This is a genomic window from Paraburkholderia dipogonis, assembly GCF_042680985.1.
Taxonomy (GTDB): Bacteria; Pseudomonadota; Gammaproteobacteria; order Burkholderiales; family Burkholderiaceae; genus Paraburkholderia; species Paraburkholderia phytofirmans.
On sequence record NZ_JBHUFR010000007.1, the window covers coordinates 203,447 to 227,322 of the forward strand.

A 23,876-nucleotide genomic window follows, 5' to 3' on the forward strand; every position below is an offset into this window, starting at 1 on the left:
TTCACAGATATAGAGAGCTGAGATGAACACCACTTACCACTTCCAGGGCGTCAAGCACATCGTGCATGGGCCGAACAGCCTGGATCAGTTGCCGGAAAAGCTTGCCCTGCTTGACCGGCCGATCCGCCGCATTGCATTCATCACGCAGCCGGTCATGGAGGAAAACGGCGTGGTGGGTCGTGTCGTCGCAGCCCTGAAGGCGAAGGACGTCGAAGCGCTGATTGTCCGGGACGTGGAACCGGAGCCGACCATCGAAAATGTCGAGTCGGTCTATCGCGACCAGATTGAACCGTTCGCGCCCGACGCCGTGCTCTCTATCGGCGGGGGCAGCGTGCTCGACGCCGCAAAGCTTTTCGCTGTCCGGCTTACTAACCCGCAACCGTTGCGAGAATGGCTGGGCATTGACCTCATTGCGGCACCAGGCGTTCCACTCGTTCTGGTGCCGACGACGGCGGGTACGGGTTCAGAAGTCACTCCGAACGCCATCGTTACGCTCCCCGACGAAGAGTTGAAGGTTGGCATCGTAAGTCGCCACCTGCTGCCGCAGCTCATCATCCTGGACGCGACCCTGACACTCAACCTGCCGAAGTCGATTACGGCGGCAACGGGTATGGATGCTTTTATCCACTCGCTCGAGTCGTACATTTCGACCAAGGCAAATCCCATCAGCGACATGTTCGCGATGGAATCAATGCGGCTGATCGGTGCAAATCTCGTTGAAGCATACGAAAACGGGCAGTCGCTCAAGGCCCGCGAAGCGATGCTGCTCGGCTCCATGTATGGCGGCCTGGCCCTGACTGCAGCGGGCACTGCCGCCGTGCATGCCCTGGCCTATCCGCTCGGTGGCATGTTCAACATCACGCACGGCGTCGCGAATTCCATGCTGTTGCCACATGTCATGGCCTTCAACCTGGACGCAATCGTCGACCGCCTCGCCAATGTCGCACGCGCGCTGGACATTGCCCAGCACGACGACAGCGACGAGTCGGCCGCGGACAAATTGCTCGCACGCATTCACGAATGGACGGCGGCTATCGCCATCCCTCAGGACCTGCGCGTCTTCGGCGTATCGGTAGATCATCTCGACGCGCTCGCTGTTGCAGCTTCCAAGGTAAAGCGGTTGCTCGGCAACAATCCCAAGCCTTTGAGTCTCGACGACATCAAGGCGATTTACAGCCGTCTTCTGCCATGAACGCCTCCATCCGCGGCGACGCGCGGCTTCTTATCATCGGTGACGACCTGTCCGGCACCGCTGACTGCGCCGTCACCTGCACCCATCATGGACTTCGCAGCGTCGTCACGCTCGGCATCGGGGCAGCGCACGCAGCGGGTGACGTGGATGTGATGGCCGTCGATACCGACACGCGCCGGCACGCGCTTGCAGAAGCCAAACTGGCAAACGTACAGGCATGGCGTGTATTCGCGGACGGACGTCGCGTGTACAAGAAGGTTGATTCGACCTTGCGCGGCAACGTCGCGGCTGAAGTCGCCGCTCTCGTGCCCGTTGCGGGAATGGCCATTGTTGCGCCCGCGTTTCCTCAAGCCGGGCGGACGACGCGCAACGGACAACAGCTCATTTTCGGCGTACCCCTTGAAGCGTCGGAGGTCTGGAAGAACGAACACATCACGGGAACCGCCAACCTGTGCGCGATGCTGACACAGGCAGGTCTGCACGTCGCTCATGTGACATTGGAAACGGTGCGCGCCGGCGTGGCCACGCTGCTTGCGAAACTCGCCGACTGCCAGCGAGAGCAGTTTCAGGCTGTGGTTTGCGATAGCGAAACGGACGACGACCTCGCCGCCCTAGCCGCTGCGTCGGCCACTCTGAGCGGCGTGTTCTGGGTCGGCTCCGCCGGACTCGCATTGCCGTTAGTCAAGGTACTGGCTGAATCCATCTCACAACTATCCATCGCCCGGACCGCAACTGGCTATACCTCGATGAAGGAACTGTCGATTCATGGTGGTGTCCTCGCCGTGGTCGGGAGCATGTCCAGCGTCTCGCATCAACAGGTCGCGACACTGCGGTCGAATGCTCACGATGCTGTCGATTTTTTTGAAGCCAACGCGCAATCATTGCTCAACCCGGTCAGTTCGACGGCGCTCGCGCTTGCGGCCGGCGTCACTGAGACGCTGAGAAATGGACGTCACGCAGTCGTCGCGCTTGACCAGTCTGAACGCATTCCCGTCAGCGACGGTGCGTTGCTCGCGCGACGTCTCGCAGAAGTACTCGCGCCTGCGGCAGAACACGCGGGTGGTCTGATTGCAACGGGAGGCGAGACGGCCCGCGCATTGCTGTCGACGATGGGCATTGCATCACTCCAGGTCATTGAAGAAATTGAACGCGGTATGCCGTTGCTTGCCGCCACACACGGCGGCCGTACTTTGCCCGTCGTAACCAAGGCGGGCGGCTTTGGCCAGCCCGAAACACTGTATCGCGCGTGGCAACGACTTGTCGCCATGCAGCCAGCGGACGCGCGAGCGCCGCGTCAACCGAGCGAAGAGGAAGCTATGAGTTATCGTCCCGTTATTGGCATCACCATGGGCGATGCCGCCGGTGTGGGCCCCGAAATCATCATGAAAAGCCTTGCGCACGCCTCGGTGTACGACCAGTGCCGGCCGGTTGTCATTGGCGATGCGGCGCGTTTGCGCGATGCGGGCCGCAGAGCCGGTGTCAGTCTCGAAGTTCGCACCATCAGCAAGCCCGCGGACGGAGAGTTTCGTCAGGGTGTAGTCGATTGCATCGACCTCAAGCTGATTCCCGAAGACCTGCCCTATGGAAAGCTTTCCGCCATCGCGGGAGATGCTGCGTATCAGTACATCGCCCGCACAGTGGAATTGACGACCGCGGGTGAACTCGACGCCATCTGCACCGCGCCGCTCAACAAGGAAGCATTGCACGCCGGCGGCCATATCTTCCCGGGACACACCGAAATGCTTGCGCACCTGACGGGCATCGAAGAGGTGTCGATGATGCTGGTGGCGCCCAACCTGCGCGTGATTCACGTCACTACCCACATCGGTATTATCGACGCGATTCGCAAGATTGAGCCGGGCCTCGTTCAGCGCACGATCGAACGCGCCCATGACACGCTGGTTCGTGCCGGCATCGCCAATCCATGCATCGGCGTCTGCGGAATCAACCCGCATGCTGGCGAGAACGGACTCTTCGGCTACGGGGAAGAGGAAGAAAAGATCGTTCCTGCCGTCAAGCTTCTTCAGGAGCGCGGATGGGATGTGGAGGGCCCATTGCCGGCCGATACGCTGTTCTTCCGCGCAGGCCGAGGCGACTTCGACGTGGTGGTCGCGATGTATCACGACCAGGGTCACGGTCCCGTGAAGGTCATGGGCCTTGAAGCCGGAGTGAACGTTACCGTCGGCTTGCCCGTTATCCGTACTTCAGTAGACCACGGTACGGCCTTCGACATCGCAGGCAAAGGCATCGCTGACGAACGCAGCATGCTCGAGGCGTTCCGGCAGGCACTGGAACTCGCGACGCGCCGCAACGAGCAAGCGCCTGCCACCAACGCCGCTTAAGCACTCGGGCTAGCAGCAACCAACTGAGTAAAGAGCGATACCGGCAGGTACATGCCGGGTGGCTCGACGCACCTTAATGCAGCTCGACGCGCATCAACCAAAGGTCATCAGGAGACAACGTTATGGCCACCTTCAGTTATTGGGACACTGCCATCATCATTGGGATGGTCGTAGCCTATATCATCGTTACCAGTCTGCTCAGCATTCGCCTGCGCAGCAAAAATTCTGAACAGTTCATGGTGGCCGGGCGTTCGATGCCTGCTGTCGTAGTCGCCATCCTGCTGATGTCTGAGTTTATCGGCGCAAAGTCGACCGTCGGTACGTCGCAAGAAGCGTTTAGCGCGGGAATGGCCGCCGCATGGTCGGTAGTGGCTGCAGCAATCGGATTTCTCTTCTTTGGCCTGTTCATGGCCAAACGACTTTATGCATCGGGCGAGTTCACCATCTCGGGCTTCATCGCCAAGAGATACGGAAAGGGTGCCAAGCTTGTCGTGTCGGCCATCATGATTTACGCGCTGTTCCTCGTGAACGTGGGCAACTACGTGAGTGGCGCCGCAGCCATCTCAACGGTGATGCGAATCGACCTGCCGACGGCAGCCTTCATCACCGCAATCGTGAGCACCGTCTACTTTGTCTGGGGCGGTCTGAAGAGCGTCGCCTACCTGACCATTGTTCACAGTGCCGTTAAGCTCATCGGAATTGGCATCCTTGTCTGGATGGCCTGGAAGCTCACGGGTGGAATCAAGCCGATGGCGGCAAGCATGCCCCCGCATTTCTTCACGTGGTCGGGTGCCCTGTCCGGCGGCACGATTGGCGCGTGGATCATCGGTACGGCTGGTGCGATTTTTTCGACGCAGTTCATCATCCAGGCTATCTCGGCCACCAGGAGCGCTGAGGCTGCGCGGGCTTCGTCGTTGATTGCGGCATTCCTGTGCGTACCGATTGGCCTGGCGCTAGGATTCATCGGGGTATCCGCGAAGTACCTTTATCCGGGCATCAAAAGCCTGTATGCACTGCCGGTGTTCCTGCAGCACATGAACCCCATCCTTGCAGGCGTTGTGACGACATCGCTCGTGGCCTCCATCTTTGTGAGCGTCTGCACGGTCGCTCTGGCTATCGCCTCGCTGGTTGTGAAAGACTTTTATGTGCCGCGCTTTCACCCCACGCCGGAGGTCGAACTGCGAATGACGCGCTGGATTTCTCTGGTGGTTGGCTTTCTTCCGCTTGTTTTTGTCCTGTTCGTACCGCAGATTCTCGCGCTGTCTTTCTTCACCCGCGCGCTGCGCCTCTCGGTTTCCGTCATTGCGCTGATTGGCATCTATGTCCCGTTCTTCAGCGGCAAGCGCGGGGCGGTCTCGGGTCTGGTTATCGCCACACTCGCAACCACGGCGTGGTACCTGCTCGGCAACCCGTTCGGTATCGACAACATGTACGTTGCGCTCGTCACGCCGGCGATTGTCCTCGTCGTCAGCAAGCTGCTGTTTCATGGCTCGGCTTCGGAGCTTCAGGACAAGGGGCTGACTCACCGCGAGTCCCACTGACCTGTCCAACCATCAGAGAGATTTTCATGAACACGAACTTCGTTGAAGCGGCCGGCGCCACCTCGGATAACTGCGTCCGCACCGCCTACACGGATGCCGAACGGAAGGAGGCTTTCCTTCCCACCTCGTGCGTTCAGAACCATGCCGCAAATCTTCACGTCCTTCAGAACGGCGACCTGTTGTGCGTCTGGTTTGGTGGAACCCAGGAAGGCATTCCTGACGTTTCCATCTACATGTCGCGCCTCGCGGCGGGAACCGGCGAATGGTCCGCACCCGAGAAACTCTCGGACGACCCGACACGCTCAGAGCAAAACCCCGTACTTTTCACGGCACCGAACGGTCAGCTCTGGCTGATTTACACCGCACAGCTTTCCGGTCACCAGAACACCGCGATTGTTCGTCGACGGATTTCGACGGACAACGGAAAGACGTGGGGAGCCGTCGAGACGCTATTCGACCGGCCGGGGACGTTTGTTCGTCAACCGATTATCGTTCTGCAAAGCGGAGCATGGATCTGCCCGGTGTTTCTGTGCCGGACCGAAGCGGGCGAACGATGGGTTGGCAACAATGACATCAGCGCGGTCATGGTGTCTGACGACCAGGGTGCATCGTGGGCACTGCATGAGGTCCCGGATAGCGTTGGCTGTGTGCATATGAACGTCCATGTTCTCAAGGATGGTTCGCTGCTCGCTCTGTACCGCAGTCGCTGGGCCGACTTCGTGTATTCGAGTCGCTCGCGGGATGGTCGAGAGTGGAGCGCGCCGCAGGCTACCGACGTCCCGAACAACAATTCGTCGATTCAGTTCACCGTGTTGAACAACGGCCATCTCGCGATGGTGTTCAACGAAAGCGACGCTTCGCATAGCAAGGAGCGTCGCGCATCGCTTTATGATGACATCGAGGATTCGGAAGACAGCGGCGAGTTGCGCGACCAGAAGGCGTCGCCGCGCGGCACCGCGTTCTGGGGCGCACCGCGCTCGCCCATGTCGTTGGCGATTTCCGAGGACGACGGGAAAACATGGAACCGGCGTCGCAATCTGGAAATCGGCGATGGCTACTGCATGACAAACAACTCGGCCGACCAGCGGAATCGGGAATATTCCTATCCGTCTATCGTACAGTCAGCCGATGGCACGTTGCATATCGCCTTCACGTGGTTCCGTCAGAAAATCAAATACGTGAGCGTCGACGAATCCTGGGTGCGTGGGCGATGACTCTGGTCCCGACAAATGGTCGGTCAGTGCGGCAATTGGATAAACTTGGTGTCCTGGACGCGCGGAAGAAGGCGCGAACTCTACTGGACCAAGAAATTACGCACATGAAAGTAACCAGACGCCGTGAGGCGATGCTGCAGGCGGTACTCGGCGGGATGACCGATGTCGCGACGCTGTGCGAGCACTTCGGCATGTCGGAAGCAACGGTTCGCCGGGACTTGCGTGCCCTCGCGCGCGACAACCGGGTTCTCCGGACTTACGGCGGGGCCGCGGCGGTGGGTTCCCATGAGCCTGAGCCATCGCTTGAAGAACGGCGAATCAGCTCACGGGAGCAGAAAGAGGCCATAGCACACCTGGCAAACACGTTTATCGAAGACGGCGACACAATATTTTTGGACAGTGGGACGACCACTGCGGCGCTCGCCCGGCTCCTCTCAGGGCGAACCTTGGTGCACGTCGTCACGAACAATCTGCTGGTCGTGAGCGGGCTCGTATCTTCAGGCGTTCAGGTGACGGTGATCGGCGGCGATGTCAGGTCGACGAGCATGAGCACGCTTGGCCCGCTCGCGCAAATTGCCCTGAATCGCCTGAGCGTCGACAAGGCCTTTCTGGGCGCTGACGGTGTAGTGGCCGAGCTTGGATTGTGCGAAGCGAGCGCCGACCAGTCGTACCTCAAGGAGTGCGTGATGCGTCAGGCAGCTCATGTATTCGTGCTAGTCACTGCGGACAAGCTCGGACACGCCAGCCAGCAGCACTGGGCTCCGCTCGAGCGCGCCTGGACGCTTATCACGGACGATGGCGCCCAGCAGGAACAACTCGAGCCTTTTGATGCGCAGGAAAAGATTACTGTCCGGACGGCAAGCGTAGAGGCCGCCACTACAGCTAACGGGTCTTCGCAGGTCCAATAGCGGTCGGAGACATCGTGGATACATGGGAGCAGTCAAAGCCAGGCTTGCGTCATGCAGTGGTCACCGGCGCATCTTCAGGAATTGGACGAGCAATTGTCGACCGCTTGCTCTCCGATGGCTGGCGGGTCACCGGTCTGTGCCGCTCAGATTTTGTGGTGACGAACGATCTGCTTAAGGTTGTCCGAGTTGATGTTACTGACTTCGATGCGCTCGGACATGTCTGCGACGAACTCGAACCGGTGGATGCAGTGATACATGCGGCCGGTTTCATGCGGACGGCGCCGCTCGGTCAGCTCTCGCACGAAGACGGAGCCGCGATGTGGCGCCTGCACGTTGAATCGGCGGCCTTCCTCGCCGACCGTCTTTTACCGACTATGCGGGCGGGCGGGAGAATTGTGCTGATCGGTAGCCGGACGGCCAATGGCGCGGCGACCCGGAGCCAGTATGCCGCCACAAAGTCGGCATTAGTCGGCCTGTCGAGGTCGTGGGCAGCCGAGTTGGCCCCGAGAGGCATCACCGTAAATGTCGTGGCCCCTGGGGCGACGGATACTCCGTTTCTTCGTGACCCGGCGCGAGCTGCGACACCACCGAAGCTCCCTCCGATTGGACGATTCATCGCGCCCGAGGAAGTAGCAGCCCTGACGAGTTTCTTGTTGAGCGAAGGGGCCAGTTCTATAACAGGTCAGCAGATTGTGATGTGTGGCGGCGCTTCCCTGTAGGTTCTTGAGAGGGACCAATTCACACCTGGCTGTTTCAAGAGTTTTATTGCGAACGTGGGTCGGTTATCCTATAAGGATGCCTAATAATAAAAGTTCTTGAAATACGCGAAAAAGCGGTTAGCTGCCGACCACTTGCTTTCGGAGCGAGCCGCAACGCACCTGAGTCAAAATTTACCGCAGCGCTATGGACAGATCGGTTCCATAGCCAATATTCATTGTTGGCAAACCGTATTTACATTATTCATATCTAACAGCGGATCCTCGCATCCCGCTACGACTGGCCGAGAGCCAGTCGCGATGCGTCCATGCAGCAAAGGAAAATCCGTCTCGTGAAACGACTCCACGCCCTCGTTATCGCTATAGCGGCACTCACTGTATTTCCCATTTCGACTTTCGCCCAGCAAAACAGCGAGTCGCCAGCCGTCAATGCCAACACGATTTCCGATGAGGACATCAGTCAGTCCTATCTCTACCTGCTCAGCCGGCTGCTGGTCGCGCGCCAGGAGCAACTCGACTTTAAGGAAGGCTTCCGATGGAACGAACTGGTCCACCGTAAGCCCGGCGCGGTAGACTGGCCCAATCCCAATCTGGACGTCGCGTACTCCGAGGCGTGGGTCGCTGTCGATGAGAATAGTTGCACTATCGTGAGCGTGCCGCAAATCAAGGGTCGCTACTTCACCGTGCAGTTTTTGAATGGTTGGGGTGAAACCTTGGCCAACATTAACGAGCGCGTGTTTCCGCAAAGGCCATACGGCGACTTTGCGGTGTGCCTGCGTGGAGCCAACGTGTCGATCCCGGAAGGTGCCCGCCGGATCGACCTGCCGGTCAAGTCTGCTCGGGTGTTGGCACGCGTGGCGCTGGGCACTGACAGGGATGGCGCAGTCGCGCTGCAGCACGAATTCAGATTGGCAGCGACCGGTTCTCCAAAGCTGCCCGTCGTTCCGAAGACTTTGATGTTCGAGCCAGAGAAGCTTCCGGGCGTTGAGGCTTTTGATTCAGCGAAGACAGCGCTCGACAGCGAGCCCGATCTGAATCCTGGTTTCCAGTCGATGCAGCAGTTGACCCGTCGCGTGGCCGAAGCGGCAACTCAACCCGCCGAGCGAGCGCGCATTGATCGCGTCGTGCGCACGCGCGCCATGGAAGAGTTCGGCAAGGCCGGCGCGATCATCGGGCACGGAGCGATACACGACGGCTGGGCGCGCCCAGATGTTGTCGGTGAGTACGGACTCGATTATCTCGCTCGAACGTTGGTCAACTATGGCGGCATCTGGGCAAACATCAAGCCGGAGGTGCTCTATTACCGCTCGTCCATCGATGCAAACGGCGCACCGCTGAGCGGCGATCGCGTCTACAAACTGACCTTCCCGAAAGACGCTTTGCCGACGCGCTTTGCACGATATTTCTGGTCGGTTATCGCGGTCGACGACAAGCAGTTCCGCGTGCTGAATAATCCGCAACACAAATATCTGCTCAACGACGCGCAGGGTCTGACGTACGGTGCGGATGGCTCGTTGACACTGTATTTTGCGGCGGAAAAACCAGTGAATGCACCGACGGGCAACTGGCTGCCGACGCCGCGCGGTACGCAATACCGGCTGACGTTCCGGTACTACGGTCCACTCGACGGTGTGGCCAATGGCACGTACTACCCGCCCCCCATGACGAGAGTCCAGTAAGCAGAAGCATGTCGGAGCTAATTGCGGTCCATGAGAGGCCACAGTGAGTTTGCATAATAAAGTGGCTTTTATAGCCATTTCGGCGCCACCGATGCGCCTGGTCAGCTGATCGCCGTGCGATAAAGGGGGTATTGCCGGCCGGGTCCGGCCGTCCGCAGGACGGTGCGCGCAGGTATGCAAGAGCACGAACCTGCGCCAAAGCTCGGGCCCGGCCCCCTCGCGAAAGTGCCATAGCAAGCAAGCGCGAACCTGTCCGAGACTCGACTAGCGAAAGCCATAGACCAGGATCTTTTTCCCCTCAAAGCTTTCTTGCACACCTTGCGTGCAACTCGGGGGGCAAATTGTGCCGTCCGGCGTCTGGCCGCCTACCGTGATCGCCTTGGACACAACCGATTCGACGACCGACCCGTCGGCAGCGACGACGATTTGCAGATCAGTCTCGACGCCGGCCGGCACTGGTCCGGCTGTATAGATGATTTGCATGGTGCCGGTGCAATCGGAGTTCACCGTGTAGCTGCCGTTCTGGTTTGGATTGAATGTGGTCTGCCCACCTTTCGGCAGGCCGGCGATAACTCCGTAATCGGTGCGTGAGAATTGGCCGGCGCCGTTGAACGTTACGAGGGCGACGTCATCGAGGATAGATGGAGATGCGTACGGGTGCAGCAGATTATCCGGACCGATCAATCCAAGAATTTCTCCGTGACCGATAAACGCATACGCTCCCCTTAGCGTCGCGTTCGAACACAAGCCGCGGGAATGGTCGCCGCCGCCCGCATGTTCGCCGTCGCCAGCCTGCGCGGCGCCGCTGAGCGAGAAAAGCGCAACGGCAGTTGCCGACAGAAAGCATAGTTGCTTGATCTTCATGGTCATCTCCTTGATTGGGAATCAGGCGCTTAACATCACAGCGCGTAGGAGGCCGATCGCCTGGCTGGATCAGGTGTCCAGTTCGAACAGACAAAATTAAAAACGGCCGCCGTTTGCGGAGCAAGCGATGAAAGAACGCGAGGCCGTTGACGTGGCCGGCTGTTCCGGAGAGTGAGGCGAGAAGGCCAGGCGCAGGCCAATGCAATCGATGGCGAAACGTTTCATCAAGCGGTCATTGTTCGCTCGATGTCGGCGGACACGTGCAGAAGGGGTGCACCAAAGCACGCGCAATTGTGACTTCGTGAGTCGGCCACGCTTTAAAGCCGCATAGCTAGAAAAGTCTAATCCACGATAGGCCGGGGTGCCTGATGAATATCGGACAAAAGACAGGCGCATTCGGAACCGCGTGACGAGCCGGGCGAACTGCGATGACGCCGGCTTTCGTACACGACCGCAACTGGATCGAACCGAGACTTGTCACGGAGACGACGAAGAACTTCGACATAGAACCTGCGGCCGAGTTGCGTTTTGGAGTGCGACGGGCGCGGCGTAGTATCGGCAGTGTTGCGTATCATGATGGCGGAGACCGGTCCCTGCCAGTATGCTATCGGACTCGGTAATCGATCCACGCAAGCACTACGGGAGCAACGTGAAAAAGACTGAGTTGCGAAACGACTTTCTGGAATTGCGCGAACTCATTCGCGAGTTTGTCGGCGAGCGCGACTGGGACAAATTCCACACTCCGAAGAATCTGGCAACGGCGCTCAGTGTCGAGGCAAGTGAACTGCTCGAGCCTTTTCAATGGCTTGTTTCAGGCGACAAAAACGAACTCGACGAAGCGAAGGAAACCGCTATCCGGCACGAAATGGCCGACGTTCTGGTGTACCTCGTGCGCCTCGCCGACAAGATGGATGTCGACCTGTTTCAGGCCGTGGTGGAAAAGATGGCGCTTAATCGGCAAAAATATCCCGCCGACAAAGTCCGCGGCGACTCGCGAAAGTACTCCGAGTACAGAGACTAACGCGGCGAGCCTTTCCCGCAGCCTCACCCGCATTTCAGGAGTGTCAGCCGATGTCGGCTTCGTCATCCGCCACCGCACACGCCGGCGCGTCCTCGCTGATCACCTCGCTGGTCGCCGCCGCGCTGTTCATGGAAAACCTCGACGGCTCCATCATCGCAACCGCGCTGCCGCAAATGGCGCATTCGTTTCATGTCACACCTGTCGAGCTAAGCGTCGGCATCACCTCGTATCTGTTGACGCTCGCGGTATTCATCCCGATCAGCGGCTGGATTGCCGACCGGGCCGGCGTGCGCACGGTGTTCACGGCGGCGCTTGCAATCTTCACCGTGGCATCGGTGCTGTGTGGATTGACCGACAACCTCGTCGAATTCACCGGCGCCCGGATTTTGCAAGGCATCGGCGGCGCGATGATGGTGCCGGTCGGGCGGCTCGCCGTATTGCGCGCCACGCCGAAAGAAGGCCTGATGCGCGCGATCTCCATCATCACGTGGCCTGGGCTGGTCGCGCCTGTCCTCGGACCGCCGCTCGGCGGCTTCATTACGACCTACTCGTCGTGGCGCTGGATCTTCTATCTGAACGTGCCGCTCGGACTCGCGGGCGTGGTGTTGGCGTGGCGCTTCATCAACGCGGAACGCGACACGGATCGTCGTCCGTTCGATATGCTGGGTTTTGTGCTGACCGGCGTCGCGGGCACCTCGGTGATGTACGCGATGGAAGCAATCGGCCGCACGGACTCGTCGTGGCGTACGGCGCTGGTGTTTCTGGCAATCGGCCTCGCGGCTTGCGCGGGAGCGTGGTTTCATCTGCGACGCTGCGCGCACCCGATGGTCGATCTGTCGGCGTTCCGGATCAAGACCTTCATGGTGGCGATCGGCGGCGGCTCGCTGTTCCGGATTGCGATCGGCTCGGTGCCATTTCTACTGCCGCTGATGTTTCAGGTCGGCTTCGGCATGAATCCGTTTCAGTCGGGCTTGCTGACGCTTGGCGTATTCGCCGGCAATCTGTCGACGAAACTCGTCACGACGCCGATCTTGCGGCGCTTCGGTTTTCGCTCTGTGCTTCTCTACAACGGTGCGTTCGCCGCTGTGACGCTGGCGAGCATGAGTCTGCTGACGGCCTCCACGCCGTATGGATGGATCCTCTTGGCGCTATTCGTCAGCGGCGTCGCGCGGTCGTTGCAATTCACGGCGATCAACACGCTCGGTTTCGCGGATGTCCCGAAGCAGCAGATGAGCGGCGCGTCGACCTTATCGAGCACCTTAGGCCAGATGACGATGGGCATGGGCGTCGCGGCCGGCGCAATCGCGTTACGGGTCGCCGCGTGGTGGCATGGACACGATGGGCAAACATTGGCGCCGGCCGATTTCACCATCGCGTTTCTGATCATGGCGGCATTGAGCGTGATCGCGATAGTCGATGTCATTTCGTTGTCGCCCGATGCCGGCGCGCACGTCAGCGGACACGGGCGGGTGGGCGAGAAGTCGTGATGATGCGGGCGAACCGCACACCCAATGTTTTACGTCCTGCCTGGACATACAGCCGCGATACACGAGCATCGCGACCCGCGCCTCAAATCGACTTCACTTCTCCACCGTCCATCCGTAAGCTCGATCCCGTCATCCAGCGCGCCTCCGGCGATACGACGAACGCCATCAACTCGGCAATCTCCTCCGGCGTGCCGTAACGCGTGATACCGGCTTCAGCGGGAAACTTTGCCGTCGCTTCTTCGACGGACATGTTGTGCAGCGGAGCCCAATGCTCCAGATAAGAGCGTCGCCGGCCGGTCATCACAGGCCCCGGCAGCACGCTGTTGACCTGCACGCCATCGGTAATGCCGCGATCCGAGAACGCTTTCGCGAGCACCACGATTGCCGCGTTGATCGTGCCCACGGCCGCATAGGGCGCCTTGGGAAACTGCGCCGAATTCCCCGACATCAGCACGACCGATCCTGAACTCTCCTTCAGTGCCGGCCACGCCGCGATCGTCAATCGGCGCGCGCCGTGCAGTTTGAGCGCGAGACCGTGGTCCCATTGCTCGTCGGTCATCTCCAGCACATCGATCTGTGGCACCGCGCCGGCAATGTTGAGCAACGCGTCGATCCGCCCGAACGTCGCGAGCGTTTGCTCGACGACTTGCCGCGCGGTTTCGGGTTCCGAGAGATCGGCGTCGATGACGAGCGTCTCGGCGCCGGCATTCTTCACCTCGACGGCAGTCTCTTCGAGGCTCGCGCGGTTGCGGGCCACCAGCACGATCGAATCAAAATCCCGCGCCAGTCTGATGGCCGTCCAACGGCCGATACCCTGGCTTGCGCCCGTCACGATGGCGACTTTGCTGGACATGTTGCTTCTCCCGATTGATTGAATGATTGAATGATTGAATGAAGGACGCTTCAGTGCTTCAGATAGGTCAGTGGTCGAGGAAGTCTGAAATGGCCGAGGCGATGTCCGTAGCGTGCGTCTCCAGCGCGAAGTGGCCGGTATCGAAGAAACGCACCACGGCGCCCGGAACGTCGCGCCTGAATGCTTCGGCGCCGGCGGGCAGAAAGAAGGGATCGTTTTTTCCCCACACGGCAAGCAGCGGCGGCTGATGCGCGCGGAAGTATTGCTGGAATGCCGGGTACAGCGCTACGTTGCTTTGATAATCGCGGAACAGATCGAGTTGTACCTCGTGCGCACCCGGCCGGCTCAAATAGAACTCGTCGAGCGAGTAACCGTCAGGCGAGACGGACGCCGTATCGGACACGCCGTGCGTGTACTGCCAGACGGTCGTCTCGTGCGTCAGCAGAGCGCGAAGCGCATCACGATTCGACGGCGAAGCGTCTTGCCAATAGGCTCGGATAGGATTCCAGCCTTCGCTCAATCCTTCTTCGTAGGCGTTGCCGTTCTGCGAAATGATCGCGGTGATCCGTTCGGGATGCCGGATCGCAAGGCGGAAACCGGTCGGCGCGCCATAGTCGAATACGTACACCGCAAATCGGTCGAAGCCGATCACCTCGGTGAAATGCTCGATCACGTTGGCGATATTGTCGAACGTGTAAGCAAAATCGTCGCGGCTTGGCATGTCGGACCGACCGAAGCCGGGCAGATCCGGCGCGACGATATGGAAACGGCCGGCGAGCTTCGGAATCAGGTCGCGAAACATATGGCTCGAGCTCGGAAAGCCGTGCAGGAGCAGCAGCTTTGGCGCGCCCTGGCGCCCGGCTTCGCGATAGAACACCTTGAAGCCGTCGACGTCGGCGTGACGATAAGCGATTGAAGTCATGATTTTTCTCCTGAAGGGAACAGAGTTGAACAGGTGACGACGCGCGACGTGCGATGTTGGTATCGCAACACGCGCAGAACTCGCGGATACCGTTAGCGAGCAGAAACCGCCTGGACCGCTTCGGCGATGACATGCGCCACAGCGTCGGGCGCGGTCACGATCGGCGTGTGGTCGGACTGATACGAGCGCGCGTGCGCATTCATGCGAACTGCCATGAAATGCTGCGTTTCAGGGTTGATCATCCGGTCCTGTTCGGCGATCAGGAACCAGCTTGGACGGTCTTTCCACAGCGGACGCCCGACTGCTTCGCCGATACACGACACGGAAATCGGACGCTGCACCGCAGCGAGCACCGCCAACTCTTGCGGAGTTGCATGTTGCGCAAACGCCTGGGCGAATGCCTCTTGCGGCAGCCATATCAATCCGTGTCGATCCGGCGCGAGTGTCGGCGCCAACGGATGCATTTCGCCGCGATAGAACACGTCGCCGACCGTTTCGCCTTCATCCGGTGCTAACGCGGCGACGTAGACCAATGCCCTGATATTGTCGGATCGGCTCGAACCGATCACAGCGCCGGCGTACGCATGGCCAGCCAGCACCACCGGGCCTTCGATCCGCTCAAGCGTCCGATCGAGCGCGGCCACATCTTCACTCAGCGACGTGAGCGGCAGCGGAGCCGCGACGGCATCAATCCCCTGTTTCTTCAGACCGTCGATCACCTTGCTCCAGCTCGATCCGTCGGTCCATGCGCCGTGCACCAGCACCGCGCTCACATTGCTAGAAGACATATCCCGCTCCTTTGAAGATAGTGAATGCTGCTTGCGAAATGCAGCCAGATTAGTCGTTTTGCGTAACCTGTTCGATGTTGTTTTAAAGGTTACTTATATATGATGTAACTTGTCAAGTGGATTTTTAGCGGTTACGATGCTGTCATCGTCATTGCAGATTGATTACAAGAAAATGGACTACCGTCAGATTCCCGCGATATTCGTAGCCGACGCGCCGGGCCTCGATTTTCTGAACTCGATCGCGACGCCGGTGGATGAACAGGTCGACTGGATCAGCGATGGAGGCGGATTGCTGGACTGGCTTGAGCAGGCTGAAATGGTCCCGCGCGCCGCGCTTGCGGGACTGCGGTCGCAGTCCACGCCGGCCGAACTCGACGCCGTTGCGGCGCAAGCTCGCGCGCTGCGCGAGTGGTTCAGGGCGTTTGCGCAGAAGAGGAAGGGGCGGCCATTAACCGCGAGAGATTTGCGTGAGCTCGCGCCGCTGAATCAACTGCTCGAGCGCGACGACCGATATGGAGAAATCGTCGCCGCTGCGGCGAGCGAAGTGTCGCCCTTTGAATTCCGGACGAATCGGCGTTGGAAGTCGCCGGAGTCATTGCTGATGCCGATCGCCGAAGCGCTGGCGAACCTGGTGTGTGACGAGGATTTCACGCACGTGAAGGCATGCGAGGGTCCGCGCTGCACCTTGATGTTCGCGGATCACACGCGGGGTCACGCGCGCCGCTGGTGCAGCATGGCAATTTGCGGGAATCGCGCGAAGGTGGCCGCTCACCGGAAGCGGGTCAAGGAACAGCAAGGCGAGTGAGTAACGTGGTTCGCGAATTAGCGTTGTATTTGTCAAAACCTGGCGGACGAACAGATCATCACTGCGCCGCAGCTAATTGGCGAAAGTGAGAAGCGCAATCGTGGGCGCATGCCGTTCGAGCGAATCGGTGAGCGCTTCCGGCGCGCAGCTATAATCGCGCTCGAACATGGCCAGGGAAATTACTCGTGAAAAAGACCGCCGCATTTGCGCTCGTTGCGCTTGTATTGACCGCTTGCTCGTCTGCCGAAAAGCAGGAGCAGCAAGAGCAGAAGTTTCTCCACAACGAAACCAATCTTGCCGCCGCTCAACGCAATGCGGCGGTCGACTGCCAACTGGCGAACTGCGACGCCGCCTGGGCGCTGACGAAACGCTATATCGAGCAGCATTCCGATACGGCCGTGACGCGCGCGGACGCGGTGGCAATCGACACCGATGTGCCGAGTGGTTCAGGCAAGGTGGCCTTTTCGGCGACTCGCGCGGCAAAGGGTTCGGGCGCGACCTTGACGCTCTTTGCGCAGTGCCGCGGTATGTATGGGCCGGACAATGCAAAGGGTTCGGACTACGACGAGTGCGCCGAGAAGATCCTTAAGACCCAGAACGGCTATGTGGCGTTTCTCAGGGCACACGCGTCGGGTCAGTAACGGCGGGGACTGCCATTCCAGCATCAGCGTACCCTCCGTCCCGCACTATCTATCACCTGTTCGCCGTCCTCTTTTGCAAACGCGGATACGTCCCTCGCTTTTATATTTCAAGTATTGTTGAAATGACCCCGGGAGCATCGCGGTTGAAGCAGATCACATGAAGGGTGCTTTCTATTGGAATTTTGCAGGCGATGGTCGGCTACCTTCAGCCGATGCCCCGACGATGCACGCTCGATTTAACTGAGTTTGCATTTCTGCTCCGTGCGAACCATACTTGTTCTCTCCTTTATTGCTCGCGGTGAACGGCGATGAACGGCAACGATCCCGATGGCGACCACCACGCGCACCCGCACACCCACACGCACGACCATAACGGTAGCGCTCTGTCGGAAATGGATCTGCGTGTTCGTGCTCTGGAGTCGCTGCTGGTCGAAAAAGGGTATGTCGATCCGCAGGCGCTGGACGTACTCGTCGAAACCTATGAGCACAAAGTCGGGCCGCGCAACGGTGCCCGTGTGATCGCAAAGGCGTGGCGCGATCCGGCGTACAAACAATGGCTGCTCGACGACGCCACCGCGGCAATCGCGTCACTTGGCTACACGGGGCGGCAGGGCGAGCACATGATCGTGCTGGAGAACACACCCGCGACGCACAACATGGTGGTCTGCACATTGTGCTCGTGCTACCCGTGGCCTGTGCTCGGACTGCCGCCGGTGTGGTACAAATCGGCGCCGTATCGCTCGCGTGCCGTCATCGATCCCCGTGGTGTACTAAAGGAGTTCGGCTTCGAATTAGCCGCGGACGTCGAGTTTCGTGTGTGGGATTCCACCGCTGAAGTTCGATACCTCGTGTTGCCTATGCGGCCGCCAGGAACTGACGGCTTCTCCGAAGAGGAGCTAGCCGAACTGGTCACGCGCGATTCGATGATCGGCACGGGATTGCCGAAGACTCCGCAATCGACACGGGAGACACCATGAACGGCGCGCAGGACCTTGGTGGCATGCAGTCTTTCGGTCCGATATATCCGGACAACGACGTCTCGCCGTTTCACGCCGACTGGGAGCGCAGGGCGCACGCGACCACGATCGCCATGGGCGCAACCGGCAAGTGGAACATCGACATGTCGCGTGCGGCGCGGGAGAGTTTGCCGCCCGCGCAATATCTATCCAGCAGCTACTACCAGATCTGGTTCGAGGGTTTGAAGAAACTCATCCTGAGCACGGGTCTCGCCACGCCCGACGAAATCGAGTCAGGCGAGTCGAGGACACAAGCGGCGCCGGTTCCGCGCGTGTTGATGGCCAAAGACGTATCTACGGCGCTGTTCCGGGGCAGTCCCGTCAATCGCCCCGCAGGCGCGGAGGCGAAGTTTGCCATCGGCGATTGGGTGCGGGCCCGGGAAATGAATCCTTCCTCGCACACGCGTTTGCCGCGTTATTGTCGGGGCAAACGCGGGCGCATTGTTGCCGTGCACGGCGCGCACGTTTTTCCCGACGCCAACGCGATCGGCCTGGGCGAGCAGCCGCGATGGCTCTACACGGTGCGCTTCGACGGTGTGGAGTTGTGGGGAGGTGATACGACTGTGGCATCGGTGTGCGTCGACTGTTGGGAACCCTATCTCGAGCCACCGTCTGCCCACGATGACTGACGCTCAAACGAAACTGCCCGAACTGCGCGCTGCGTTGCCGGCACTGCCGTGCGACGACGCAGGGCCGGTTTTCAACGCACCGTGGGAAGCGCAGGCGTTTGCGATGACGCTGGCGTTGCACGAGCGCGGCATGTTCAGCTGGAGCGAGTGGGCCGTGTGCCTGAACGAGGCAATTCGCGACGCGCAGGCCGCTGGCGACGCGGACCACGGCGACACTTACTACGCGCATTGGCTGACAGCACTGGAGCGCATCAGCACGATCAAGGGACTCGTGACCGACGACTCGCTTCTCCGTCGCCGCAGCGCTTGGGACGCAGCGGCGCGCCGCACGCCGCATGGACAGCCGATCGAACTCGGATGACGCTGCTGCCTGCGCCGTCAATCAGGAATCACTGGCTCAACGAGCCTCGCCAACTGAACAAGCGATTCCTGCCAACCGAGGTAGCACATCTCCACAGGAATGACCTCGGGCACGCCCTCCTGCAAAACGGTGAGTTCGGTTCCGCACGACACCTGCCGCAATGAGATGGTGACCTGCATCTCGCCCGGCAGATTCGGGTCGTCGAAACGGTCCGTGTAGCGGATCTTCTCGAACGGCACCAGTTCGAGATACTCGCCGCCGAACGAGTGACCGTGGCCGGTGCCGAAGTTACGAAAAGACATCTTGTGGGTGCCGCCGACCTTGGCATCCATGTGATGGACCTGACAGGTGAAACCGTACGGCGGAAGCCACCGCACTATCGCATCCGGTTCGAGGAACGCGCGATAGATGCGTTCGGGCGTGGCACGCAAGACGCGGTGGAGGTGGATCGTTCCGGTAGCCATGGTGTGTTCTCCTTTCATTACAGAAGTTGGACATACTCCTACGACGATCCGGTGACGCCGGTATCGACGCAGGTTCAGACCAGGAAAAACCCGCACGCGTTGCGCGGCTCAAACTTGCAATCGACGGCAAGCTTACTCCCTTGGAGTGGCCCACATATCCCCTCGCGCTGGACATGTTTTTTTATCAAGTCCCCCGCGCGCCCGTTCCCCTTTTACTCCCCGCCTCTGTGTTGTCTTCGAGCCGGCGCCGTATGTCCGGCAGTTTGCGATTTCAATCCAGACCCATCTGTTTTGTTTATCGCGATCTGAAACGCCATTGAAACCGGTTGGCCGACCGGAGCGCTCGTGGGATCCCGAAAGCGCTTTACAGGGCGCGGGCCGCCGATATCGTCAGATCAAGCCGCAGAAAGCGCAACGGTACGTCCAAGTGCTTAACAAAGGGTTTACCCGTACTTTCTGCCGAGCCATGGAATTCATACCTTGGTATCCCGAGACCCCGCTGTCCGAGTCGGTTACGCCGGCGGTGCAAATGAGTTTTTGAAGGAGTACAGGCATGGCACGGATCATTGGAGGCATTGCTGCCTCACACACACCAACCATCGGTTTTGCGTTCGATAAGAACAAACGTGACGATCCCGTGTGGGCACCCATCTTCGAAAACTTCGCCCCGCTGGCCGACTGGCTGGCCGATAAGCGTCCCGACGTATTGCTGGTCATCTACAACGACCACGTCACTTCGTTTTTCTTCGACCACTATTCCGCGTTCACGCTAGGCGTGGGACCCGAGTGGAACGTCGCCGACGAAGGGGGCGGCGCACGCGATCTGCCGCCGATCAAAGGCCATCCGGCGTTGGCCGCGCACATCGGCACCTCGTTGATGACCGATGAATTCGACATGTCGTTCTTTCAGAACAAGTCGCTCGATCACGGCTGCTTTTCGCCGCTGTCGATGCTTTGCCCGCACAAGCCCGAATGGCCGGTGAAGCTCGTGCCGATGCAGATGGGTGTGCTGCAACTACCGGTCCCGAGCGCGCGGCGCTTCTACAAGCTTGGGCAAGCATTGAGGCGCGCAATCGAGAGCTACCCCGAAGATCTCAAGGTCGCGATCGTCGCGACGGGCGGCCTGTCGCATCAGGTGCACGGAGAACGTGCCGGTTTCAACAATACCGAATGGGACCAGCGTTTTCTCGATCTCTTCGAAAACGATCCCGAGCAACTGGCCGAGATGACGCTTGCCGAATATGCGGAGCTGGGCGGCTTCGAAGGCGCGGAAGTGATCATGTGGCTGACGATGCGGGGTGCGCTGTCTTCCAACGTCGTTTGCAAACATCGCAGCTACTACCTGCCCTCGATGGCGGGCATTGCGACCGCGATCTACGAAAGCGAAGAGAGCGAGACGAAACCTTCGGTCGTCGAACGTCACCGGCAGCGTATGGCGGTTCAACTCGCCGATGTCGAGAAACTCGAGGGTACCTATCCGTTTTCGATCGAAGTCGCCGTGCGGGCCTATCGAATCAACGATTACCTCCACCGGATGGTCGAGCCCGCCCATCGCGAAGCATTCCTGAGCGATCCGGAAGCGAGCTTCGATGCGGCGGCGTTGAGCGAGGAAGAGCGCGACCTGATTCGCCGCCGCGATTGGCGCGGCCTGCTGCACTACGGCGTGATCTTTTTCATGCTCGAGAAGCTCGGCGCCGTGACAGGCGTGTCGAATCTGCACATCTACGCCGCCATGCGCGGCGAAACGCTCGAGGCTTTCCAGCGCACCCGCAACGCGCCCGGCGCTCTGTATTCGGTGGCGGGGAAAACCGCGGGAAAACTTGATTGGGACAACGCAGAAAAAGGCAAGAGCTGAGCGATGGAGTAACAGCGCCGATGCACTCGCCGCCCGGGCGAAGTATCGGACTCGATAGAAGCAGGGCGCGACGGAAAACAACACAGTCAATTACGTCGATATGCCAAAGCAAGGAGACAGGAGTAAATCGATGACAAACGGAAAAGCGATCGACATCAAGGCGTTTATCGACGGGCGAGCCATCTCGGCCTACCAGTGGTTACTGGTGGCGCTGTGCTTTCTCGTGGTGACAGCCGATGGTATGGACGTGGCGATCATGGGCTTCGTGGCGCCCTCGATCATCCACGATTGGGGGATTTCACGCCCCGCATTTGGTCTCGTGATGAGCGCGGCGCCGCTGGGACTCGTCATCGGCGCGTTGGCGGCGGGCCCGGCTTCGGATCGTATCGGACGGAAGTGGGTTCTGATTACCTCGGTTTTCCTCTTCGGCATTTTCACCATTGCGACGGCTTTCACTCACTCGCCCATGGAAATGGCAGTGCTGCGGCTGCTGACGGGTATCGGCCTCGGCGCCGCAATGCCGAACACGACGACGCTTCTCTCCGAGTACGCACCTCAGCGTAAACGCTCGCTGATGATCACGATCATGTTCACCGGGTTCAATCTGGGCTCGGCGTTGATCGGTTTCGCGGCTGGCTGGCTGATTCCCGTCCATGGCTGGCGTTCGGTGCTGATTTTCGGTGGCGCGCTGCCGTTGGTGCTGATCCCGTTGCAAGTGTGGCTGCTGCCGGAGTCCGCCCGCCTGCTCGCGGTGCGCGGCGCATCGCCGGCGCGAATCGGCGCCGTGCTCGGCCGGGTATGCGGTGCGCGCTTTACCGGCGACGAAGTGTTCGTGTCCAACGAACCGCCATTGCCCACGCGCAAGCCGATCGGCGTGCTCTTCTCGCAAGGCTATGGCTTCATGACGGCGGCGCTGTGGGTGACCTATTTCATGGGTCTGCTCGTCATCTATCTGCTGACGGGCTGGCTGCCCACGTTGATGAAAGACGCAGGCTTGACGGTCACGTCGGCCGCCAATGTCACGGCGATGTTCCAGATCGGCGGCACGATCGGCGCCGTTCTCGTCGGCTGGGTGATGGACAAGGTGCGGCCGGCGCGGGTGATCAGCGCGGCGTACCTCGGCGGCGCGCTGTGCGTTCTTGGACTCGCGTGGATCGGCGCATTGTCGTCGTCGCTGGCGTTGCTGGTGTTCGCGGCGGGCTTCTGCATGAGCGGCGCGCAGACGGGCCTGAATGCGTTTGCGCCCGGCCGTTATCCGACCGTTGCGCGTGCCACCGGCGTGAGCTGGATGCTCGGTATGGGCCGCTTCGGCAGCATTTTCGGCTCCGCTATCGGCGGCGCGTTGCTCGGCCTCGGCTGGCAGTTCGGCGCGATTCTCGCGATGCTGGCCGTGCCCGCAACATTGGCTGCGCTCGCCATCATGGTCGCTCAACGCGCAAAGGCCGGCGAGCCGGCTGTGCAGGTGACCGCGGCGCATTGACGCTGAGAAAGCCGTCGGGCGACGCCATGCGTGGCGTCGCCCGATAAACGAATTAACTGTCGGAGTAGCGATGATCATCGATATTCACGGCCACTATACGACGGCGCCCAAGGCGCTGGAGCAGTGGCGCAACCGCCAGATCGCGGGCATCAAGCATCCTTCGGAAATGCCTAAGGTCTCCGAATTGCAGATCAGCGACGATGAGTTGCGCGAATCGATCGAGAGCAACCAGTTGCGCCTGATGCGCGAGCGCGGCCTCGATCTCACCATCTTCAGCCCGCGTGCCAGTTTCATGGCGCATCACATCGGCGACTTTCAGGTGTCCAGCACCTGGGCGGCGATCTGCAACGAGTTGTGTTTCCGTGTGAGTCGGCTGTTTCCCGATCATTTCATTCCGGCCGCGATGCTTCCGCAGAGCCCCGGCGTAGATGTCGCCACCTGCATTCCAGAACTCGTGAAGTGCGTGGAGCAGTACGGCAACGTGGCGATCAATCTCAACCCGGATCCGTCGGGCGGTCACTGGACCAGTGCGCCGCTGTCCGATCGCTCCTGGTATCCGATCTACGAGAAGATAGTCGAGTACGACATCCCCGCGATGATCCACGTAAGCACGAGCTGCAATGCGTGCTTTCACACAACGGGCGCCCATTACTTGAACGCTGACACTACCGCGTTCATGCAGTGCCTCACGTCGGATCTGTTCCGCGACTTCCCCACGCTGCGCTTCGTGATTCCGCACGGCGGCGGCGCGGTGCCCTATCACTGGGGGCGTTTTCGCGGACTCGCGCAGGAACTCAAGAAGCCATTGCTGAAAGATCATCTGCTCAACAACGTGTTCTTCGACACCTGCGTGTATCACCAGCCGGGCATCGATCTGCTCACGCGCGTGATTCCGGTGGACAACATTCTGTTTGCAAGCGAAATGATTGGCGCCGTGCGCGGCATCGATCCGGAGACGGGCAATTATTTCGACGACACGAAGCGTTATATCGAGGCCGCCCATATCGATGCCGACGAGCGCTACAAAATCTACGAGGGCAACGCACGGCGCGTCTATCCGCGCCTCGACGCAGCATTGAAGACGAAAGGATATTGATC

At 60.1% G+C, this 23,876-nt stretch carries 22 protein-coding genes; 17 read left to right on the top strand and 5 right to left on the bottom strand.

Annotated elements, in window-relative coordinates:
- Window positions 1–22 precede the first annotated feature (22 nt).
- The 7 genes from ACFSNN_RS09665 (at window position 23) to ACFSNN_RS09695 (ending at window position 9,592) form a co-directional block, all read left to right on the top strand.
- Window positions 23–1,192 carry an iron-containing alcohol dehydrogenase gene (locus ACFSNN_RS09665; RefSeq protein WP_134460837.1) on the top strand — a complete coding sequence of 390 codons (1,170 nt, stop codon included), beginning with the start codon at window positions 23–25 and terminating at the stop codon, window positions 1,190–1,192.
- Window positions 1,189–3,534 (top strand): 4-hydroxythreonine-4-phosphate dehydrogenase PdxA, encoded by a 2,346-nt coding sequence (pdxA, locus tag ACFSNN_RS09670; RefSeq protein ID WP_134460834.1) that lies wholly within the window; start codon window positions 1,189–1,191, stop codon window positions 3,532–3,534. The genes ACFSNN_RS09665 and pdxA overlap by 4 nt, the downstream gene beginning before the upstream one ends.
- A 122-nt stretch (window positions 3,535–3,656) precedes the next feature.
- On the top strand, window positions 3,657–5,075 hold the full coding sequence (locus tag ACFSNN_RS09675; RefSeq protein ID WP_134460831.1) for a sodium:solute symporter family protein: 1,419 nt from the start codon (window positions 3,657–3,659) through the stop codon (window positions 5,073–5,075).
- A 26-nt stretch (window positions 5,076–5,101) separates the two neighbouring features.
- Complete coding sequence (locus ACFSNN_RS09680; RefSeq protein WP_134460828.1) at window positions 5,102–6,289, top strand: sialidase family protein; 1,188 nt, start codon at window positions 5,102–5,104, stop codon at window positions 6,287–6,289.
- Between the two features lie 104 nt (window positions 6,290–6,393).
- On the top strand, window positions 6,394–7,197 hold the full coding sequence (locus ACFSNN_RS09685; protein ID WP_134460825.1) for a DeoR/GlpR family DNA-binding transcription regulator: 804 nt from the start codon (window positions 6,394–6,396) through the stop codon (window positions 7,195–7,197).
- A gap of 14 nt (window positions 7,198–7,211) precedes the next feature.
- Window positions 7,212–7,916, top strand: coding sequence for an SDR family NAD(P)-dependent oxidoreductase (locus ACFSNN_RS09690; protein WP_134460823.1), 705 nt, complete (start codon window positions 7,212–7,214; stop codon window positions 7,914–7,916).
- Between the two features lie 329 nt (window positions 7,917–8,245).
- Window positions 8,246–9,592, top strand: coding sequence for a DUF1214 domain-containing protein (locus tag ACFSNN_RS09695; RefSeq protein ID WP_244322890.1), 1,347 nt, complete (start codon window positions 8,246–8,248; stop codon window positions 9,590–9,592).
- A 264-nt stretch (window positions 9,593–9,856) separates the two neighbouring features.
- Here the strand turns inward: ACFSNN_RS09695 and ACFSNN_RS09700 are convergent, their stop codons facing one another.
- The gene (locus ACFSNN_RS09700; RefSeq protein ID WP_134460818.1) at window positions 9,857–10,456 is read right to left on the bottom strand and encodes a hypothetical protein; all 600 of its coding nucleotides are present in this window, start codon (window positions 10,454–10,456) and stop codon (window positions 9,857–9,859) included.
- A gap of 649 nt (window positions 10,457–11,105) precedes the next feature.
- On the opposite strand from ACFSNN_RS09700, the gene ACFSNN_RS09705 reads away from it, so the two are divergent.
- Together ACFSNN_RS09705 and ACFSNN_RS09710 are read left to right on the top strand one after the other, a co-directional pair.
- A complete protein-coding gene (locus ACFSNN_RS09705; protein WP_134460815.1) occupies window positions 11,106–11,477 on the top strand; it encodes a nucleotide pyrophosphohydrolase in 372 nt (123 codons plus the stop codon).
- 50 nt (window positions 11,478–11,527) lie between these two features.
- Window positions 11,528–12,964, top strand: coding sequence for an MFS transporter (locus tag ACFSNN_RS09710; protein ID WP_134460812.1), 1,437 nt, complete (start codon window positions 11,528–11,530; stop codon window positions 12,962–12,964).
- 82 nt (window positions 12,965–13,046) lie between these two features.
- On the opposite strand, the gene ACFSNN_RS09715 is transcribed toward ACFSNN_RS09710, so the two are convergent.
- The 3 genes from ACFSNN_RS09715 to ACFSNN_RS09725 form a co-directional block, all read right to left on the bottom strand.
- Window positions 13,047–13,817 (bottom strand): SDR family oxidoreductase, encoded by a 771-nt coding sequence (locus ACFSNN_RS09715; RefSeq protein ID WP_134460809.1) that lies wholly within the window; start codon window positions 13,815–13,817, stop codon window positions 13,047–13,049.
- A gap of 67 nt (window positions 13,818–13,884) precedes the next feature.
- The gene (locus ACFSNN_RS09720; RefSeq protein WP_134460806.1) at window positions 13,885–14,739 is read right to left on the bottom strand and encodes an alpha/beta fold hydrolase; all 855 of its coding nucleotides are present in this window, start codon (window positions 14,737–14,739) and stop codon (window positions 13,885–13,887) included.
- 92 nt (window positions 14,740–14,831) lie between these two features.
- Complete coding sequence (locus ACFSNN_RS09725; protein ID WP_134460803.1) at window positions 14,832–15,527, bottom strand: alpha/beta hydrolase; 696 nt, start codon at window positions 15,525–15,527, stop codon at window positions 14,832–14,834.
- Between the two features lie 172 nt (window positions 15,528–15,699).
- On the opposite strand from ACFSNN_RS09725, the gene ACFSNN_RS09730 reads away from it, so the two are divergent.
- The 5 genes from ACFSNN_RS09730 to ACFSNN_RS09750 all read left to right on the top strand — a co-directional run bounded on the left by ACFSNN_RS09730 (window position 15,700) and on the right by ACFSNN_RS09750 (window position 18,979).
- Window positions 15,700–16,332, top strand: coding sequence for a CGNR zinc finger domain-containing protein (locus ACFSNN_RS09730; protein ID WP_134465507.1), 633 nt, complete (start codon window positions 15,700–15,702; stop codon window positions 16,330–16,332).
- A 185-nt stretch (window positions 16,333–16,517) separates the two neighbouring features.
- Window positions 16,518–16,973 (top strand): hypothetical protein, encoded by a 456-nt coding sequence (locus ACFSNN_RS09735; RefSeq protein ID WP_134460800.1) that lies wholly within the window; start codon window positions 16,518–16,520, stop codon window positions 16,971–16,973.
- Between the two features lie 308 nt (window positions 16,974–17,281).
- On the top strand, window positions 17,282–17,950 hold the full coding sequence (nthA, locus tag ACFSNN_RS09740) for a nitrile hydratase subunit alpha (protein WP_134460797.1): 669 nt from the start codon (window positions 17,282–17,284) through the stop codon (window positions 17,948–17,950).
- Window positions 17,947–18,618, top strand: coding sequence for a nitrile hydratase subunit beta (gene nthB, locus ACFSNN_RS09745; RefSeq protein WP_134460795.1), 672 nt, complete (start codon window positions 17,947–17,949; stop codon window positions 18,616–18,618). Before nthA ends, nthB begins: the two co-directional genes overlap by 4 nt.
- Complete coding sequence (locus ACFSNN_RS09750; protein WP_134460792.1) at window positions 18,611–18,979, top strand: nitrile hydratase accessory protein; 369 nt, start codon at window positions 18,611–18,613, stop codon at window positions 18,977–18,979. The genes nthB and ACFSNN_RS09750 overlap by 8 nt, the downstream gene beginning before the upstream one ends.
- Before the next feature lie 17 nt (window positions 18,980–18,996).
- Here the strand turns inward: ACFSNN_RS09750 and ACFSNN_RS09755 are convergent, their stop codons facing one another.
- Window positions 18,997–19,443 carry an SRPBCC family protein gene (locus tag ACFSNN_RS09755; protein WP_134460789.1) on the bottom strand — a complete coding sequence of 149 codons (447 nt, stop codon included), beginning with the start codon at window positions 19,441–19,443 and terminating at the stop codon, window positions 18,997–18,999.
- Between the two features lie 553 nt (window positions 19,444–19,996).
- Between ACFSNN_RS09755 and ACFSNN_RS09760 the strand changes: the two genes are divergently transcribed.
- The 3 genes from ACFSNN_RS09760 (at window position 19,997) to ACFSNN_RS09770 (ending at window position 23,874) form a co-directional block, all read left to right on the top strand.
- Complete coding sequence (locus ACFSNN_RS09760; protein WP_134460786.1) at window positions 19,997–21,298, top strand: gallate dioxygenase; 1,302 nt, start codon at window positions 19,997–19,999, stop codon at window positions 21,296–21,298.
- Window positions 21,299–21,428: 130 nt separating this feature from the next.
- Window positions 21,429–22,778, top strand: coding sequence for an MFS transporter (locus tag ACFSNN_RS09765; protein ID WP_134460783.1), 1,350 nt, complete (start codon window positions 21,429–21,431; stop codon window positions 22,776–22,778).
- A 70-nt stretch (window positions 22,779–22,848) separates the two neighbouring features.
- Window positions 22,849–23,874 carry an amidohydrolase family protein gene (locus ACFSNN_RS09770; protein WP_134460780.1) on the top strand — a complete coding sequence of 342 codons (1,026 nt, stop codon included), beginning with the start codon at window positions 22,849–22,851 and terminating at the stop codon, window positions 23,872–23,874.
- The last annotated feature ends 2 nt before the right edge of the window (window positions 23,875–23,876 follow it).

Excerpts from the sequence above, each read along its gene's own strand:
- ACFSNN_RS09665 (WP_134460837.1), top strand. The coding sequence starts at position 23 with ATGAACACCACTTACCACTTCCAGGGCGTCAAGCACATCGTGCATGGG.
- pdxA (WP_134460834.1), top strand. The coding sequence starts at position 1,189 with ATGAACGCCTCCATCCGCGGCGACGCGCGGCTTCTTATCATCGGTGAC.
- ACFSNN_RS09675 (WP_134460831.1), top strand. The coding sequence starts at position 3,657 with ATGGCCACCTTCAGTTATTGGGACACTGCCATCATCATTGGGATGGTC.
- ACFSNN_RS09680 (WP_134460828.1), top strand. The coding sequence starts at position 5,102 with ATGAACACGAACTTCGTTGAAGCGGCCGGCGCCACCTCGGATAACTGC.
- ACFSNN_RS09685 (WP_134460825.1), top strand. The coding sequence starts at position 6,394 with ATGAAAGTAACCAGACGCCGTGAGGCGATGCTGCAGGCGGTACTCGGC.
- ACFSNN_RS09700 (WP_134460818.1), bottom strand. The coding sequence starts at position 10,456 with ATGAAGATCAAGCAACTATGCTTTCTGTCGGCAACTGCCGTTGCGCTT.
- ACFSNN_RS09710 (WP_134460812.1), top strand. The coding sequence starts at position 11,528 with ATGTCGGCTTCGTCATCCGCCACCGCACACGCCGGCGCGTCCTCGCTG.
- ACFSNN_RS09715 (WP_134460809.1), bottom strand. The coding sequence starts at position 13,817 with ATGTCCAGCAAAGTCGCCATCGTGACGGGCGCAAGCCAGGGTATCGGC.
- ACFSNN_RS09720 (WP_134460806.1), bottom strand. The coding sequence starts at position 14,739 with ATGACTTCAATCGCTTATCGTCACGCCGACGTCGACGGCTTCAAGGTG.
- ACFSNN_RS09725 (WP_134460803.1), bottom strand. The coding sequence starts at position 15,527 with ATGTCTTCTAGCAATGTGAGCGCGGTGCTGGTGCACGGCGCATGGACC.
- ACFSNN_RS09730 (WP_134465507.1), top strand. The coding sequence starts at position 15,700 with ATGGACTACCGTCAGATTCCCGCGATATTCGTAGCCGACGCGCCGGGC.
- nthA (WP_134460797.1), top strand. The coding sequence starts at position 17,282 with ATGAACGGCAACGATCCCGATGGCGACCACCACGCGCACCCGCACACC.
- nthB (WP_134460795.1), top strand. The coding sequence starts at position 17,947 with ATGAACGGCGCGCAGGACCTTGGTGGCATGCAGTCTTTCGGTCCGATA.
- ACFSNN_RS09750 (WP_134460792.1), top strand. The coding sequence starts at position 18,611 with ATGACTGACGCTCAAACGAAACTGCCCGAACTGCGCGCTGCGTTGCCG.
- ACFSNN_RS09755 (WP_134460789.1), bottom strand. The coding sequence starts at position 19,443 with ATGGCTACCGGAACGATCCACCTCCACCGCGTCTTGCGTGCCACGCCC.
- ACFSNN_RS09760 (WP_134460786.1), top strand. The coding sequence starts at position 19,997 with ATGGCACGGATCATTGGAGGCATTGCTGCCTCACACACACCAACCATC.
- ACFSNN_RS09765 (WP_134460783.1), top strand. The coding sequence starts at position 21,429 with ATGACAAACGGAAAAGCGATCGACATCAAGGCGTTTATCGACGGGCGA.
- ACFSNN_RS09770 (WP_134460780.1), top strand. The coding sequence starts at position 22,849 with ATGATCATCGATATTCACGGCCACTATACGACGGCGCCCAAGGCGCTG.